Source organism: Myxococcus xanthus (assembly GCF_013116825.1).
Lineage (GTDB): Bacteria > Myxococcota > Myxococcia > Myxococcales > Myxococcaceae > Myxococcus > Myxococcus xanthus_B.
In genome coordinates, this window is record NZ_JABFNS010000170.1 from 1 (window position 1) to 16,355 (window position 16,355).

Sequence of the window (16,355 nt, forward strand, 5' to 3'; positions counted from 1 at the left end):
CCCCGTGACGCCCCCCATCTCGCCGACGCCGCCCGCTGCCGCGCCCGTGAAGACGGTGGAGGCGCCAGAGCAAGGGCCGGTGGCGCCCGCGAAGCTGCTGCTGAAGGTGCTCGCGGGGAAGCGGCCCGCCGCGGCCACCGTGTACGTGAAGTCCGCCACCGGGGCACCGCAGCGGGTGATGGTGGACCGCAAGGCGCGCAAGCCGGTGGAGGTCATGTTGCCGCCCGGGGAGTACCGGCTGGACGTCCTGTCCCAGGGCTACTTGGCGCAGACGCGGAAGGTGACGCTCTCCCGGGAGGTGGTGCCCACGGTGTCCTTCACCCTGGCGAAGGCTCCGGTGTCGAAGTCCCAGAAGGTCCGCCTGAAGAAGGAGGTCGTGGAGCTGCCGCGCATGCCGCGCTTCGCGGAGAAGCAGGCCGCGCCACGCAAGGGCACGACCGCGGGGCTGGCCCTGCTGATGGACATGTTCGTGCGGGACGAGAAGCTCCGGCTGCGCATTGAAGGCCACACCGACAACCGCGAACGCCCCGCGGCGGCCGCCCGCAAGACGCTGTCCGAAGCCCGCGCCGCAGCCGTGGCCAAGGCCCTGGTCGACGCGGGACTGGACGCGTCGCGCATCGAAACCGTGGGTCTGGGCGACACCCGGCCCAAGGCGCCGAACCTGCTGCCTCGCGGGCGCGAGCTGAACCGCCGCGTGGAGTTCGTGCTGCTGCGCAAGCAGTAGGGGGCTGAATAGAGCCGCGGTGCATGCGTCTGTCCTCATGAACACGACGGCGGGCCCTGAGCTCACGAGGACGCACCCCATGAACCGCATCGCATCCGCGCTGGTCGCAGCCCTTCTCCTCACTGGCAGTGCGCAGGCCCAGGGATACGGCCCCCGTCCCACGCGCGTGGAGCGGGGCGAGCTGCGCGATGACCGCCGCGACCTGGAGGACCTGCGGAACCTGTTGGCCAACTTCGACGCCGCGTGGAGCAGCCGGAGCGAACGGAAGATGGCGAACGTGGAGTCCCGTCTGCGCAAGCTCCTCCGTGCCGAACTGGCGGAGAGCGAGCGGGAGCTGTCCAAGGACCGGGCGCAGTCGCGGCGGGCCCGGCGGGATGCGCGCGTGGCCCAGTGGGGGGGGCCCCGAGCGGTCATGTGGGGCCGAGCCTCCGCGGCCGACGCTCGGAGCGACGTGCGCGCCGAGCGCGCTGAGTTGCGGACACGGATGGCGATTGCCCGTGAACTCGACGAAATCGAGGGACTGCGGCAGCCCGGAGCCTTGCACTACAAGCGCACGCTCATCCAGGAGCTCATCCAGGTGGCGGAGCGGGAGCTGAACCAGACCCGGCGGGAAGTCCGTGACGACCGGCGTCCCCACGGCCGGCACCATTGAGCGCCCGCCGCGAGGCCCCGCCCGCCAGGTCCGGCGGCGGGGCTACTCCGCCTTCTTCGGCGCGGTGGCGGAGCCCACCACGCGGTGCACCGGGTACAGCTCCCCCGTGGTGATGGCGCCGTCGAGGAATTGCCAGCGGCAGAAGCCGTCATCGGAGTGGGGCTCCAGCAGGTACACGGCGAGCGTGCCGGCGCGCTGGGCCGTGGGCACGTAGAGCGTCCCCGCGGGGAACTCGCGTGTGGTGCGCTCCGGGGCCACCGTGAGGACCGTCTCGAAGCGCACCGGCTTGGGCTTCTGGCTGAGCGGCACCTCGGCCTCGCCGGGCGGCGGCACATTCGCCGCCACGTCGGGGCTGAACGTCTCTTCTCGCCGGGCCACGCGGTAGCTGTCCACCGTGAACGGCCGGGACTTCGGCAGCCGCTCGAACTGGATGCCATGGCCCTCCAGCCGTGACGCGAGCTCCGCGGGAGCCAGATAGGCCTCGGGGGTGCTCACGGACTGGGTGGGGACGAAGGTCCGGTGGTGCGGCATCGTGTAGGTGCGCTTGCGCTTTCCGGGGTAGCGCCGCGCGGCGATGCTCGCCTCGTCGAACGCGAGGACGTTCGCCGTGTCCCCGGGCCGTGCGTAGGCGGGATACTCGAAGGCCAGGGCGCCCTTGGCGTCGCGCGTGGCCACGCCGTAGTTGATGCCGACGAGCGCCTCCACGTCGGGAGACTTGCCCCGCGCGATGATGTCCGCCTGCGTCTCGTCGGTGATGGCGCGGTAGGCGGCGGCGTTCCGGGCCGCGTCGCGGAAGAGCTCCAGCAGCCACGCGCGCATCACCGCGCAGCGGCGGGGGAAGTCGATGTAGCTGTACGTCTCCAGCAGCACGTCCAGCCGGCCGAGCAGGCCCCGGTAGTGGCTGCCAAAGCGCGGGAGCGCCGGGTACGTGTGCCAGCCCGAGCGCGGGTCGCCTTCGTCCTTGTAGTTGCCGTACCAGAAGCTGTCGAACCCATGGCGGCCCTGCACGGCCTTGGCGACGCGCTCCAACATGCCCCGGTTGTAGGCGCGCAGCTTGGAGAAGAGCGGCTCGTTCGAATGGGACGTGTCGAACGTCAGGTCGAAGGCGTGGATGCTGCCGTCCGTGGTGTGGCAGTCGATGAAGACATGGGGCCACCAGGTCTGGTGCAGCGCGGCCATGGCGCGCGTCTCCGGGGCCTCCTGCTTCGTGCTGTCGCGGTTGAGGTTCCAGCCTTCGCCCGTGTAGCGGGTGCCCACGCCGCCTTCGGGGTTCACCTGTCCCTCGAGCTCCTTGAGGTTGAGCTTGCGGTTGTTCGGGCTGATGCGGTCGTTGCCGTCGGGGTTGAAGTTGGGCACCAGCACCAGGCACACCTTGTCGAGCAGCGTCTGCCCGAGCCGGGTGAGCGTGAGGTCCCGCGCGAGCGCGAGCACGGCCTCCTTGCCTTCGACTTCGCCCGCGTGGATGTTGGCCTCCACCATCACCACGACCTTCTTCTGCTTGCGCGCCTGCTCGGGCGTGAAGCAGCCGCGGTCGCTCACCACCAGCGCCACCAGGGGCTGGCCTTCGCCGCTCTGGCCGAAGTCCACCCTGCGGGCGAGCTTCGTGCGGCGGCAGAGCTCGTCCACGAAGGCCAGCACGTCGGAGTGAAGTGACGTTTGCGTGTAGTTCGACGCTTCAGCGCGGGTCAGCAGGCGGTCCATGGGGCGCATCCGAGCGCTACCGCCCAGGCACGTCAAGTCCCGCCGCGCCGCTGGAAAAGAGTGAGCCCGAGCAGGGTGTCCTCCTGCCCGGGCTCGGGGTGCTGCCATGGATGAGACCCGCACGTTTAAGTTCCCGCCTGCGGTTGAGACCTCGGGTCCTGCGATTGAACGACCGCCGCGTAAGGGGAAATGGAGCGGCGGGCTGGAATTGCACCAGCATCACGAGGGAGGGGGCGGGAACGGTTGATCGGGCCTGCGACAGCGAATGCTGAGTCTGGAGTGAGAATTTGAGTTTGGGGTGCTTCGCGCGCTCGTGATGCCGCCTGCCTCTACCGTGATTGGGCTACCCCGCCGCAGGTGGTGCTGAATGGCGGGGGCAGGGCTCGAACCTGCACTGGGGGACGGCCGGAGAACGCTCGGCGTGAGGCTGCTGCTGAGTTTGAGTCTGGACTCCAAAAGGTCTGCGGCCGTGAGCCTAGCTGAACAGGTAGCCGAGGAGGGCTTCGCCGGCCTTCATCTCCTCCACCTCGACGGCGTTCGCCTCTTCGCGGGCGAACTTGACGGCCTGCTGCAACTTCTCCACGCGCTCCAGCAGGTCATTCATGCGCGTGGCGGGGAGCGCCCCCGAGAACTTCACCGTCTTCCAGTAACCGACGACGATGTCCTCGTAATAGACCTCCACCTGGGCCGGGTGCTTCTCGGTGGCCTCGGACTTCACGTGGTTGCGGGGAACCTTCTTCGTCTTCGCCGTCTGCACGGGCTCGGTGGCCCACAGGCCCTGCGCCGGGTCGGGAACCCACGACTCCGACGGGTCCAGCGTGGGCAGCTTCTTCACGAAGGTGTGAAGGTCCACCAGCTGCTTCTCCAGGAAGAGCAGATACGTGGCGGGAACACCCTTGAGCAGGACCCTGCCATCCACGCGCACGTCCGCCTTCGCGTGACAGTTGGTGAGGTCCTTGGTGGCGGTGACGTCGAAGAGCCGGGTGAGAATCTCTTGCGTCTTCTTGAGGACGTCTTGCGTTCGTACCTGCACGCGGGTGGATTCGGGGGGGAAGCGCTCACCCTCCTCGTCGCGGGGCTGATACGTGCGGGAGATGCCGCTGAGCAACTGCGGCTTCTGGAGGTCGTGATGGGCCTGGGTCAGCTCTTGCTGGGAGCGGTTCTTGACGCCCTTCTCGACGGCGATGATCTGGTTCAGCTTCGGCATGACGGTACTTCCGATTTTTCTGAAGAGTTGTTTGTCGCCCTCGACGCAGCATGGCGTCTCGCCCTGACACGCAATGTGGGATTCAGGCCTGTCGGGGCGTTCAAGAGGGGGGCAACGAGCCGCCGGGAGTACGCTCCGTCCGCAACTGGCCCGGTGAGCCGGACGCCCGGGCCTCGTCCGTCGCAGTGTGTGCGTCCATGGGGAGGAGCCCTCATGCATGACGTCAGCACAGTGCCGCGCCCGGAAGGTCGCGCGGAAGGAGACACGCGTCATGACGGAGCAAGAGGCATATGTGAAGCAGATGGACGCGGAGAAGCGGAGGCTCGACGCCCGGATTGCCGAAACGGAGGCGCAGGCAGACGTCCGCCAGGCGAGCGACGAGCTCAAGGACATGTCTGGCATTCGCCGCGTCTTCGACCAGTTCCGCATCAAGCTGGAGGAGCTGAGCAAGCGGCAGACGCAGAACTTCGACCAGGGCAAGGCCGAACTCCGGAAGTCCTACGACGACACCAACCAGGCCGTCATCGAGATGGAAGCCAAGATGGCGCTCGTCCGTGCCGGCTACGAGCGCAAGCGTGAGGCGGAGCTTCGAGCGCTTGGCGCGCAGGTGGATGGTTGGGAGGCGTCCGCCGCGCAGTCCCGGGCCGAGGACTCACGGCTCACGCGGCAGGAGCTCCAGTTCATCCGGCGCGCACTCCAGGACACGGAGTCCGCGCTGCGCCGATTGATGAGCAGCCATGGTGAGAACTGGTCGAAGCTGAAGAAGGACTTCGAGGACTCGTGGCGAGAGCTGCGGGAACGCTCCGACGAGATTCGGGGGGGCGCGGACACGCAGCCGTCCTCTCACGCCTGAACCTGGACGGTGCGAGGTCCGGACCGGGTGAGGTCCGGCCTCGCTCCGGGATTGCGTCAGGTCTTCCTGCGAACGTACTCCCAAGCTTCGATGAGCCTGCGCGTTTCTTCCTGCGCCAGGGCCTGCAGCTTGGGGCCGAGCTGCGCGACCTTGTCCGGATGGTACTGGGCCACCAGTGACAAGTAGGCCCGCCGTGCATCCGCGAGCGGAGTGCCGGGCGTGATTCCCAGCACCTCCCAGGCAGACGCCACCGGCTCCGGTTCAGGCGCGCGAGGCGCTTCGGTGCGAGGCTCCGGTTCAGGCTCAGGCTCGGCGTCTGACGTGTCGTCCGCGTCGTCGGCTTCCTCGGCGGTGTCTTCGGCCTCCGCTTCTTCCTCCTCCTCGGGGGGCTCGGCGGGAGGCGCGGGCCGGTCGAAGCCCACGCCGCAGGTGGTGCACAGGAGCCGCTCCAGGGGCTCGCCGGAGCCGGAGGGAACCACGCGTGTGTCGAAGCAATCCCCACACACGATGTTGCGGCACGACTCACAGCGCGCGGCGGAGGGGGCATCGTCCAGGTCCTGGCCGCACCGGAGACAGTCGTCGGGCAGGGGCGCCTCTTCGCCACACCGCACGCAGTGGGCCCACGCGCGGTCCAGGCGGTGCTCGCACTCGGTGCACTCCAGGTCGCCACCGCTCGCGGGCTCCCAGTGCTTCGTTTCTCCGCACCACGGGCAGTAGGGCATCAGCCACGCCAGCTTCCCGGTGCAGTCATCCGCGTCGCAGTCGAACTCGAGCCGGTAGCCCTGGGCCACGGGTTCGGGCGCGTTGGCCTCGTCGAAGGACTCGCCACATGCCCAGCAGTGATTGAAGAGCGGGTGCGAGGGTGCCTCGCACGCCACGCAGACGGGGTTGCCGTGCTCGGCCTTCCATTCGACTTCGTCGCCGCAGCCGGGGCAGAAGCCCATGGCCTGCGTGACGTCCGGGTGCTGGCAGGATGACCTCGCCGCGTGGGCGGCTCGCTCGCGTTGTCCAGGCGGGGCGGGGAACGGAGGCTTGATGCCTCGCTCCGTCAGGTGCTCCCACCAGCAGGCGCGGCAGATGCGGCCCCGGGCCTTCCGGTTCTCGTGGCCGGGCGCCACCGGGCGTTGCCGGAAGTCACCGGCCTCCAGGACCTGCGTGCTCAGGCACACCTGGCAGACTGTGTCGCCGCAAACCTCGCAGCTTCCCGCGAGGCGGCGGACGCCCAGGCCCAGGATGCCGGCGGTCAGCACCTCCCTGCAGCACGGGCAGGCTCGCATGGACTTCTCTCGCGGGATGGCCGGGCCGGGTGGGGCTCGGGTTGCGGGTGGGCCTCACGCATGCCCCATCCAGCCGGCCAGGTCCAGCGCGCTTGCTGACTGGCCTGTTCGGTGAACCCAGCGAAAAGAGGATGGCGGCGGGGTGGGGAAAAGCCGGGGTAGTGGCTTTCGAAGCCGCGTGGACGGGCTTAATCCAGGCTATATCCAGGGTTCGGGACGTCTTCGTGACGCGCCCATGCCCTCTACACCAGGACGAACCACGTGGCCGGAAGCAGCCTCCTCACCCTGATTGATGACATTGCCAGCCTGCTGGACGACATCGCGGCGATGACGAAGGTCGCGACCCGAAAGACCGCTGGCGTGCTTGGGGATGACCTCGCCCTCAATGCCCAGCAGGTCTCCGGCGTCAGCGCCGACCGCGAACTGCCCGTCGTCTGGGCCGTCGCCAAGGGCTCGATGGTCAACAAGGCGATTCTGGTACCCGCGGCGCTGGCCATCAGCGCGCTGGCGCCCTGGGCCATCACCCCGCTGCTGATGCTGGGCGGCGCCTTCCTGTGCTTCGAGGGCTTCGAGAAGGTGGCCCAGAAGTTCCTGCACGGCAAGGAGGCGCAGGCGGCGCAGAAGCAGGAGCACATCAATGCGGTGGCGGACCCGTCGGTGGACCTGGTCGCCATGGAGAAGGACAAGATCAAGGGCGCCATCCGCACCGACTTCATCTTGTCCGCCGAAATCGTCGTCATCTCGCTCGGAACGCTCACGGCCGCGTCCTTCGGGATGCAGGTCGCCGTGCTGACGGGCATCGCCCTCCTCATGACGGTGGGCGTGTACGGCCTGGTCGCGGGCATCGTGAAGCTCGACGACGCGGGCCTCTACCTGATGAAGGCGGAGGGCGGGGTCAAGCAGAGCCTCGGCCGGGGCATCCTGGCCACCGCGCCGTACCTGATGAAGGGGCTCGGCATCGTGGGCACGGCCGCCATGTTCATGGTGGGCGGCGGCATCCTCACGCACGGCATCGCGCCCCTGCATCACTTCATCGCGCACGCGGGCGCGGCGGCTGCGGCGGTGCCAGGCGTTGGCGGACTGCTGGGCGCGCTCCTGCCGTCGCTGATGGACGCGGTGGTCGGCGTCATCGCGGGTGGCTTCATCGTGCTGCTGGTGATGGGCGCCACGCGGGCCTTCCAGTCGGCGCGGGCCAAGCCGAGCTGAGCCAGGTGGCCCCTGCGTGCCCGGGTGTTCCGGGCACGCAGGCGGCGCTTCACGCGTCGGCCATCATGCCGTCTCGTCCACCTTCACCACGAGCTTGCCGAAGTTGCGGCCTTCCAGCAGCCCGACGAAGGCCTCGGGCGCATTGTCGAGCCCGTTGACGATGTCCTCGCGGTAGCGCACGCGCCCCTCGCGCACCCACGCGCCCATCTCCTGGTAGAAATCCGGAAGCTGGCTGACGAACTCCGTCTGGATGAAGCCTCGCAGCGTCAGGCTCATGGAGAGCACGTCGCGCATGACGAGGGGCAGCTGGCGCGATGCCCACCGCGCGCGCGCCCTTGATTCTGGCCAGCTGCCCCACCGTCACGCCGACAGGACCGCTGGCCGCGGCGACGACCACCGTCTCACCGGGCTGAGGCCGTCCAAGCGTGAAGAGGCTCGAGTAGGCGGTGAATCCCGGCATGCCGAGCACGCCTAGCGCGGTGGAGACAGGGGCGGCGGCCGGGTCGAGCTTGCGCAGGCCTTCACCCTTGGACAGCGAATAGGTCTGCCAGCCCGAGTAGGAGAGGACGAGGTCGCCTTCCGAGTAGCCCGGGTGCCGGGAGCGGACGACGCGGGCGACGGTGCCGCCGACGATGACCTCGCCCAGGTCCAGTGGGCGGGCGTACGACTTCGCGGTGCTCATCCGGCCTCGCATGTACGGGTCCAGCGACAGGTACTGGACCTTCAGCAGGAGCTCACCTTCGCCAGGCTCCGGTACGGAGACGTCCTCGATGCGGAAGTTCTCCCGTGTGGGCCGGCCTTCGGGTCGGGATGCGAGCACGATTCGTCGGTTGAGCAGATCCCTCAACGGATTCCTCCCTGGCAAGTGCGGCTTCCCTAATGACCGTGCCGTGGAGCGTCAATCGAAGTGAGCGGAGTGATGTGCCCATACCGGTCGGGCGCGTGAGCGCTGCGCATCGCGCCCGGCTGGTTGGAATTCTCGTGGCGCCCCTTGCATGAGCAGCCTGTACGGGGGAAGACGGATGGATGTCATGGAATCCTCGCGTCATGAATTCCGACCCACGAGGGCGGGACCCGTCAGACGTCCTACGTGAACTTCGGCGGCAACTGGGGCCTGGAATAGGGCGCCGCATCCTGTTCGCGGTGTTTGGCCTGTTCCTGCTGGTGGGGCTGATGACCAGCTACGCCCAGGTGGAGCCGGACGAAGTGGGCGTCATCCTCCGGCTGGGGCGCTTCGTGGGAACGGTGGAGCCGGGCCCGCATTTCCGGGTGCCCTTCTGGGTGGACCGCATCGTGAAGGTCCCGGTGCAGCGACAGCTCAAGGCGGAGTTCGGTTTCCGAACGGATGCCTCCCGCTCGCGCGCGGGCTCTGCCTATGCGGCGGAGTCATCGGACACGAAGCGCGAATCGCTCATGCTCACCGGTGACCTCAACGTCGCGGTGGTGGAGTGGATCGTCCAGTACAAGATCAAGGACCCGTACCAGTACCTCTTCAAGGTGAAGAACGTGGAGAGCATGCTCCGGGACATCTCCGAGGCCTCGATGCGGGCCGTCGTGGGAGACCACTCGGTGAATGAGGTCCTCACCACGGGCCGCCAGGCGGTGGCCACCCAGGCCAAGCTGCTGCTTCAGGACCTGGCGGACCGCTACGAGACGGGCGTGGACATCCAGCAGGTGGTCCTCCAGGACGTGAACCCGCCCGACCCGGTGAAGCCGTCCTTCAACGAGGTGAACCAGGCCATCCAGGAGAAGGAGCGCGTCATCAACGAGGCCTATGCCGAGCTGAACCGCGTCATCCCCCGCGCGAAGGGCGAAGCCGAGGAGGCGCTGCGCAGCGCAGAGGGCTATGCCATTGAACGTGTGAACCGCGCCAAGGGTGAGGCGGACCGCTTCGCACGCGTCTATGAGGAGTACCGCAAGGCGCCGGACGTCACCCGCCGCCGCATGTACCTGGAGACCGTGAGCCAGGTGCTCCGGAGCGCCGGGCAGAAGGTCGTCTTGGATGAGTCCGTCAAGGGGCTCACGCCGCTGTTGAACATGCAGGCGACCGACCCCGCGGTGTCCGGGAGCGCGAGCCAGACGGAGGGCCGCCGATGAGCCGCCTTGTCATTCCCCTTGGCGTATTGGCCATCCTGGCCGTGGTGGTGGGCTTCTCCGCGACCTACACCCTGAGCGAGCACGAGCAGGCCGTCATCACCCGGTTCGGCGAGCCGAAGGGCGCGTCCGTCGTGGACCCGGGGCTCCACTTCAAGATGCCCTTTGTCGACACGGTGAACCGCTTCGACAAGCGGTGGCTGGACTGGCGCGGGGACCCGAACCAGATTCCCACCAAGGACAAGAAGTACATCTGGGTGGACACCTTTGGTCGCTGGCGCATCGTGGACCCGCTGCGCTTCTTCCAGCGCCTGCGGGACGAGCGCAACGCGCAGTCCCGGCTCGACGACATCATCGACGGTGAGACGCGCAACACCATCGCGTCGTTCGCGCTGATTGAGGCGGTCCGCTCCACCAACCGTCCCTTCGAGGATGACGAGTACACCGCCGAGACGGAGCGGGCGGAGTCGCTGGAGCAGGTCGCCCAGGGCCGGGACAAGCTCACTCGTCAGATCCGGCTGCGGGCCGCGGAGATCGTCAAGGAGTTCGGGGTGGAGCTGGTCGACGTGCAGATCCGCCGCATCAACTACGTGGACGAGGTCCAGGTGAAGGTGTTCGAGCGGATGATCTCCGAGCGCAAGCGCATCGCCGAGCGCTCCCGCTCGGAGGGCATGGGCCGCGCGGCGGAGGTCCGTGGCCAGCGCGAGCGTGACTTGAAGGAGATCCGCTCGGCGGCCTACCGCAAGGCCCAGGATGTCACCGGCGCGGCGGACGCCGAGGCGACGAAGATCTACGCGGAGGCCTTCGGCCGGGACCCGGAGTTCTACCAGTTCATGCGGACGCTGGAGGCCTACCCGGACGTCGTGGACAGCTCCACGTCGCTGTTCCTGGGGGGCGAGTCCGAGTTCTACCGGTACCTGCGCAGCAGCTCCAAGAAGTAGGCGGGGAGGGCGGGGCGTCAACGGCATCCTGGCCGCTGATGCCCCGCTTCCGTGCCGTACTTGCGGTGATGCGTGCCGCCGCGAGCGAGGTGGCGGGCTGGGCTCACTCCGCAGGTGACTGAGTGAATCGGTGCAAGCACCGCATCTGGTTGCCTGGTTGGTTTGGGCCATGAGGCGGTTGCTCCATCAAGGCGTTCACTCCCTCTGTTGCTCTGCGCCCGTTGGAGGAAGCGCTGCGGTGTCGGCGCCGCGGTGGAAGGAATCTCTGGGGCGCCGCTTCGTTCAGTGGCGCGATGCACGGGTCCTTGAAATGCAACGACGCACGCGACGCCGCGGCGGAGGCGCCTGGCGCCAGAGAAGGCGTCAGGCCGCCTGGCTACCTCCAACGGCTGCGCATCGCGCCGCCGTGGGCGCTTCTCCTGCTCACGTTCCTGACGGGATGCCCGCTCGCGGAGAACTACACCGATGAGGCCGGCCCCCGATACAGCGGTGACCACCGGGAGCCGGGTACCGTCGCCTCCGAGGCGCCCGCTTCCATCACCGTGGTGACGTTCAACCTGTCCTTCGCCGAAAAGGTCACCGAGGCCATCACCGCGCTCTCGAGGCCTCCGCTCGCGGGGGCGGATGTCATCGCGATGCAGGAGATGGACGCAGCGTCCGTCGACCGCATCGCGAGTGAGCTGGGGTTGGCCTACGTCTACTACCCTGCCTCCGTGCAGGTGGACGACGACGACTTCGGGAACGCGCTGTTGAGCCGGTGGCCCATCGTCGCGGACCGGAAAGTCCACCTCCCTCATGACGACCCGTACCATCAGCGCCGCCGCATCGCGGTCCTCGCGACGTTGGACATCGGTGGGACCCTGGTTCAAACGGCCTCCGTGCACAACGCCACGCCCATCGTCGGGCTCGGCGGGCGGCTGGACCAGGCGGAGGCCATCATCGACGCGATGGAGGGGACGGGACCCGTGCAGGTCATCGCCGGTGACTTCAATACCTCGGACCCGGGAAGCCTGAGGCAGATGGTGAAGCTGTTCTCCGGACGGGACTTCCAATGGGCCTCGGAAGGCGTTGGCGACACGGTGGACTCCGTGATTGGTGGCCTCCCGCTCGACTTCGTCTTCGCCCAGGGGCTCGCTCCGCTGGAGCGCGGCGTGGACCGGCGCCCCGCGGGGAGCGACCACCATCCCGTCTGGGTGCGGTTCGCATGGCCCCCATGATGCGAGGCTTCGGCATACGGGCGCTCTGGGTGGGTGGGACGCTCGCTCTCGCTCCTGGCTGTCTGAGCGGTGCGCGGAACATCGGCGCCGCGACGACCCCCGTTGGGACGACAGAGGTCGGCGTTTCATTGAACGCGCTGGCTTTCGAGCGTGGGCGGGAACAGGCGTACCTCCCCAGCCCCGAGCTCAGCTTCCGCAAGGGCGCTGGCGACAACTGGGATTGGGGTGGCCGCCTCACGTTGCTGGGCCTGGAGCTTGGAACTCGGCACCGGCTCATCGAGGAGCCCCGGTGGACGTGGTCGGTCGCTCCGAGCGCGGGAGTCTGGTACGTGCCCGTCACCAACAACTTCACGGAGCCCGTCAATCTCCGGCTCGGCGCGCAGACGCTGCTCGACTATCGGCTGAGCCGCGCGTGGACTCTGACCGGTGGCGCCTCGCTGACAGGCGCCTTCGCGGGACCGCTCACCGCCTTTCAAGGGCGGTTCAATGGAGCGAACCTGCTGCTCTCACCGGGGGGCTCCCTGGGGATCGGGTTTCGCTTGAGCCCCTCCTTCGAAGTGCGAGCAGAGGGGGGCCTCGAGTTTCCCCTGGGCCTGAGGGGTGGGAGCCGCCCGCCCACCGGCCATGCCGGGCTGACGTTCCGTTGGAGCCGTGCCGACCGGCGATGACGGTGCACACACCACCAGGGCCTCCCGGAGAGGCCCTGGTGGAACGCGATTCAACTCACTGCATGTTGGTGACGACCGGCGGTGGGCAGTCGGGCAGTAGCACCTTGAGGACGCCGATGCGCTCGTCGTGGACGCACAGGCTCCCGCTCCTAGCGCAGCGCCGCGAGGGCCGCGCCGACCTTCGCCACCGTCACCGACACGGGCGTCGTCACCTCTGGAGCGAAGATGGCCACGCGGAGCTCCTCGAAGGCCCACCGCAGGTCCTGCGCCGCCTCCTGGTCACGCACGGTGGCGCGTCTGGCGAGGAAGGTCTCCCACAGGGGCGTGAAGGGGGCGGCCTTCCCTGCGTCCTTGCTGGGGTTCGCCACCGCACGCGACAGCCGTGCCTGGGCCGCGCGGAGGTAGCGCGGGTAGTGCAGCAGGCGCACGAAGGGAATCCACTCGATGAGGTTCGCGGGGAACAGGTGCCCGAGCTGCGAACGGATGTCCCGCACGGCCGCCGCGCCGCTCGGCCCCTTGGATGCCGCCTTGAGTGCCGCGAGCGTCGCGGCGAGCTCCGCGGAGGTGACGACGACGGCGTTCGCCCAGTCCCGGGCCGCACTCTCGATGCGCGGTGAGCCCTCACGGACCAGCGCCTCGAAGGCCGCCTTCGTGCGGGGCAGCGGCGCGCCCGGTGCGAGCTTGAACGCATCGTCGACGCTGCGTGCGAGGACGAGCGTCCGGAAGGCGTCGGCCTGGCCCCGCGCGGGCGGGGCGCCGTCCAGGGAAGGGAAGGGTAGCGGCATGCGCGCGGCGCTGACGGCCACGTGTCCGCGCGCGGCGAGCATCAGGAGCCGGCGGACCCCCGTGCGCGTGGCCGCCTCGGCGGCGGCAGAGGTCTCGAGCAGCACCAGGTCCACGGCAGCGCCCCGGTCGACGAGCGCGGGATAGCTGCGGACCTCGAGCCCGCCGACCCGCCGGGGGACCACGGGGGGCAGCTCGCCAAAGGTCCAGGCCGTCAGCCCCTTGCGCTCCCAGTCCGAAGGCGGTGCCGCGCTGCGCAGCGCCGCCCGTGCATGTCCCCCGTGCTGCTTGAGCAGCGCGTCGGCGTCGCGGCTCCGCGCGAGCTCCTTTCCCCGCTCGTCGAGCACCCGGAGCGTGAGGCGCAGGTACGGCACCACGGCATCCGCCCGGAGGGATTCCTCCGTCACGTCCACGCCGCACAGGCGGGACACCGCACGCGCGAGCGCTGGAATCATCTGCCCGCGGAAGGGCACCAGTTCCTTTTCGAGTCGGTCGAGCAGGGCCGGCAACGGCCCCAACTGCTTGCGCTGGGCGCGGGGAATCTGCTCGAGCAGGGCGGTGAGTTTCTCCCGCTGCCACCCGGGGATGGTCCAGTCGAGCTCACCCGGGACGAGTTGGGCGAGCAGCAGCAGTGGCACGCTCAGGGTGATGCCGTCGTCCTCGGCCGAGGGGGCGAAGGTGTACGTCACCGGCACGGACGCGCCGTGCAACTGGATGGCATCCGGATAGTGCGCCGGCGACAGGTCCGGGTCGTGCGAGAGGGCGTCCTCCATCGAGAGCACGAGCACGTTGGGGTCGGCCGCCTCGGCCTTTCGGCGCCAGACCTCGAAGCCTGCACCGTCCGTCACGTCCGCCGGGACGCGCTGGTCGAAGAACGTCAGCAGCGCCTCGCTGTCGAGCAGCTCGCTGCGCCGGGCCTTGTCCCGCAGGCGCGCCACGCGTTCGAGTACCTGGCGGTTCTTCTCCTGGAACGCCCCCCGGGTGCGGTACTCGCCGCGCACCAGGGCATGCTCGAGGAACATCAGCCGTGCCCGGGCGGGGTCCATGCTGGCCAGGGCGACGGGGCGATCCTTGAAGACTGGAAGCCCGAAGAGGGTCGCGTTCTCCTTCACCACGGCGCGCGCGGACTTCTCCGACCAGTGCGGTTCGGAGTAGCTGCGCTTGAGCAGGTGGGGGGCCGCCGCCGCGAGCCACTCCGGGTCGAGCTTCGCCAAGGTGCGCGCGAACAGCTGGGACGTCTCCACGAGCTCGAACGCCATCACCCAGGCAGGGGGCTTCTTCGCGAGCGCCGACGAGGGGTGAACCATGAAGCGCGTCTGCTTCGCGCCCGTAAAGTGGCGCTGCTCCGGATTCCACTGGCCGATGCGGGACAGGAGCCCGGTGAGGAGCGCCTGGTGCAGGCCGTCCCCGCGCGCCGGGGCGCCCCGGCCCTTGCGCGGCAGGCGCAGCTCGCGGACGGTCTCCTCGAGCTGGCGCTGGACGTCCCGCCACTCGCGCACCCGCAGGAAGGACAGGAAGTTGTCCCGGCACACGCGCCGCAGATGGGACGTCCCCCGGCCCTCGGCCTCGCGCACGAACGCCCACAGCTTGAGGAGCCCCGTGAAGTCGGAGTGCTCGTCACGGAAGCGCCGGTGCAACTCGTCTGCCTTCTGCGCGAGCTCGCGTGGCCGCTCGCGCGGGTCCTGCAGGTTGAGCGCCGCGGCGACGATGAGCACCTCGTCCAGGCACCCGTACTCGGCGCCGGCGAGAATCATCCGCGCGATGCGCGGGTCCACCGGGAAGCGCGCGAGCTGGTGCCCGAGCGGCGTCAAGGTGCGTTCCTTGCCCTCGATGGCCCCGAGCTCCTCGAGCACCCGCCAGCCCTCGGCGATGGCCCTCGGCTGGGGCGGGTCGAGGAAGGGGAAGTCCTCGACGTCACCGAGGCCGAGGGACTTCATTCGCAGGATGACCCCCGCGAGCCCGGTGCGCTTGATTTCCGGGTCGGTGAAGGCGGGCCGCGTGGTGAAGCTCACCTCGTCGTAGAGGCGCACGCAGATGCCCTCGCGCACGCGGCCGCAGCGCCCTTTTCGCTGGTCGGCGCTGGCCTGGGAGACCGGCTCGATGTGCAGGCGCGTGGTGCCCGAGCGCGGTTCGTAGCGCGACAGGCGCGCCACCCCCGTGTCCACGACGTACACGATCCCCGGGATGGTGACCGACGTCTCCGCGACGTTGGTGGCGAGGATGACCCGGCGCTGGGGGATGGTGGCGAAGACACGCGACTGCTCGGCGGCCGACAGGCGCGCATACAGGGGCTGCACCACCGTGCCGCGGAGCTCGCGCGCGTTCAGGGCATTCTCTGCCTCGCGGATCTCCCGCTCCCCGGGGAGGAACACGAGGACGTCCCCGTCCGGGTCGAGCGAGAGCACGTTCGCCACCGCGTCGGCGACGGAGTCTGCGAGCTCGGTGTCCTCGGGGGGCGGCTCGTAGAGCACGTCCACGGGAAAGGTACGGCCCTCCACCTGGATGACCGGCGCCCCCCCGAAGAACTGCGAGAAGCGCTCGGTCTCGATGGTGGCCGAGCTCACCACGACCTTGAGGTCGGGGCGTCTAGGGAGGATACGCTTGAGCCACCCGAGCAGGAAGTCGATGGTGAGGCTGCGCTCGTGGGCCTCGTCGAGCACGATCGTGTCGTAGCGGCGCAGGAGCGGGTCGCTGTGAATCTGCGCGAGCAGGACCCCGTCGGTCATGAACTTCACGGCCGTCTGCCGGGACGAGCGGTCCTCGAAGCGAATCTGGTAGCCGACGTCCGTGCCCAGCTCCGTGCCGAGCTCGCGTGCCACGCGCGCCGCCACGCTCGTCGCGGCGATGCGCCGGGGCTGGGTGACGCCAATCTGGCGCGGGCGGCCGCGCCCCATGGCGAGCAGGATTTTTGGCAGCTGCGTCGTCTTCCCCGAGCCGGTGGCCCCCGCGACAATGACCACCTGATGGGCGGTGATGGCCGCGGTGATGTCCTCCACCCGGCTCGAGATGGGGAGCTCGGGAGGGAAGTGCAG

At 69.1% G+C, this 16,355-nt stretch carries 12 protein-coding genes and 1 pseudogene; 8 read left to right on the forward strand and 5 right to left on the reverse strand.

Features of this window, described 5'->3' with window-relative positions; all coding sequences use genetic code 11:
• Both HNV26_RS33290 and HNV26_RS33295 read left to right on the forward strand, forming a co-directional pair.
• On the forward strand, nucleotides 1–724 hold a 724-nt coding region (locus tag HNV26_RS33290), incomplete at its 5' end, for an OmpA family protein (protein WP_171444931.1).
• Between the two features lie 79 nt (nucleotides 725–803).
• Nucleotides 804–1,376, forward strand: a complete 573-nt coding sequence (locus tag HNV26_RS33295; RefSeq protein WP_216612966.1) for a hypothetical protein — start codon at nucleotides 804–806, stop codon at nucleotides 1,374–1,376.
• Nucleotides 1,377–1,418: 42 nt separating this feature from the next.
• Here HNV26_RS33295 and HNV26_RS33300 read toward each other — a convergent pair whose 3' ends face one another.
• Complete coding sequence (locus HNV26_RS33300) at nucleotides 1,419–3,077, reverse strand: M14 family metallopeptidase (RefSeq protein WP_171444933.1); 1,659 nt, start codon at nucleotides 3,075–3,077, stop codon at nucleotides 1,419–1,421.
• Between the two features lie 475 nt (nucleotides 3,078–3,552).
• Nucleotides 3,553–4,284, reverse strand: coding sequence for a DUF7873 family protein (locus HNV26_RS33305; protein WP_171444934.1), 732 nt, complete (start codon nucleotides 4,282–4,284; stop codon nucleotides 3,553–3,555).
• 271 nt (nucleotides 4,285–4,555) lie between these two features.
• Between HNV26_RS33305 and HNV26_RS33310 the strand changes: the two genes are divergently transcribed.
• Complete coding sequence (locus tag HNV26_RS33310; RefSeq protein ID WP_171444935.1) at nucleotides 4,556–5,137, forward strand: sll1863 family stress response protein; 582 nt, start codon at nucleotides 4,556–4,558, stop codon at nucleotides 5,135–5,137.
• 56 nt (nucleotides 5,138–5,193) lie between these two features.
• Here HNV26_RS33310 and HNV26_RS33315 read toward each other — a convergent pair whose 3' ends face one another.
• Nucleotides 5,194–6,414 (reverse strand): J domain-containing protein, encoded by a 1,221-nt coding sequence (locus tag HNV26_RS33315; protein WP_216612967.1) that lies wholly within the window; start codon nucleotides 6,412–6,414, stop codon nucleotides 5,194–5,196.
• A gap of 261 nt (nucleotides 6,415–6,675) precedes the next feature.
• Here HNV26_RS33315 and HNV26_RS33320 point away from each other — a divergent pair, with 261 nt between their 5' ends.
• Complete coding sequence (locus HNV26_RS33320; RefSeq protein ID WP_171444936.1) at nucleotides 6,676–7,620, forward strand: DUF808 domain-containing protein; 945 nt, start codon at nucleotides 6,676–6,678, stop codon at nucleotides 7,618–7,620.
• A gap of 63 nt (nucleotides 7,621–7,683) precedes the next feature.
• Here HNV26_RS33320 and HNV26_RS33325 read toward each other — a convergent pair.
• Nucleotides 7,684–8,485: pseudogene (locus HNV26_RS33325) on the reverse strand (NADP-dependent oxidoreductase).
• Between the two features lie 182 nt (nucleotides 8,486–8,667).
• Between HNV26_RS33325 and hflK the strand changes: the two are divergent.
• From hflK to HNV26_RS33345, 4 genes are all read left to right on the forward strand, one after another.
• Nucleotides 8,668–9,717 carry an FtsH protease activity modulator HflK gene (hflK, locus tag HNV26_RS33330; protein WP_253817290.1) on the forward strand — a complete coding sequence of 350 codons (1,050 nt, stop codon included), beginning with the start codon at nucleotides 8,668–8,670 and terminating at the stop codon, nucleotides 9,715–9,717.
• Nucleotides 9,714–10,655 (forward strand): protease modulator HflC, encoded by a 942-nt coding sequence (gene hflC / locus HNV26_RS33335; RefSeq protein WP_171444938.1) that lies wholly within the window; start codon nucleotides 9,714–9,716, stop codon nucleotides 10,653–10,655. Before hflK ends, hflC begins: the two co-directional genes overlap by 4 nt.
• Nucleotides 10,656–10,948: 293 nt before the next feature.
• Nucleotides 10,949–11,872, forward strand: a complete 924-nt coding sequence (locus tag HNV26_RS33340) for an endonuclease/exonuclease/phosphatase family protein (RefSeq protein ID WP_171444939.1) — start codon at nucleotides 10,949–10,951, stop codon at nucleotides 11,870–11,872.
• Nucleotides 11,873–12,000: 128 nt separating this feature from the next.
• Nucleotides 12,001–12,540, forward strand: coding sequence for a hypothetical protein (locus HNV26_RS33345; protein WP_253817291.1), 540 nt, complete (start codon nucleotides 12,001–12,003; stop codon nucleotides 12,538–12,540).
• Nucleotides 12,541–12,689: 149 nt separating this feature from the next.
• On the opposite strand, the gene hrpA is transcribed toward HNV26_RS33345, so the two are convergent.
• The coding region (hrpA, locus tag HNV26_RS33350) for an ATP-dependent RNA helicase HrpA (protein ID WP_253817292.1) at nucleotides 12,690–16,355 on the reverse strand (3,666 nt) is incomplete at its 5' end.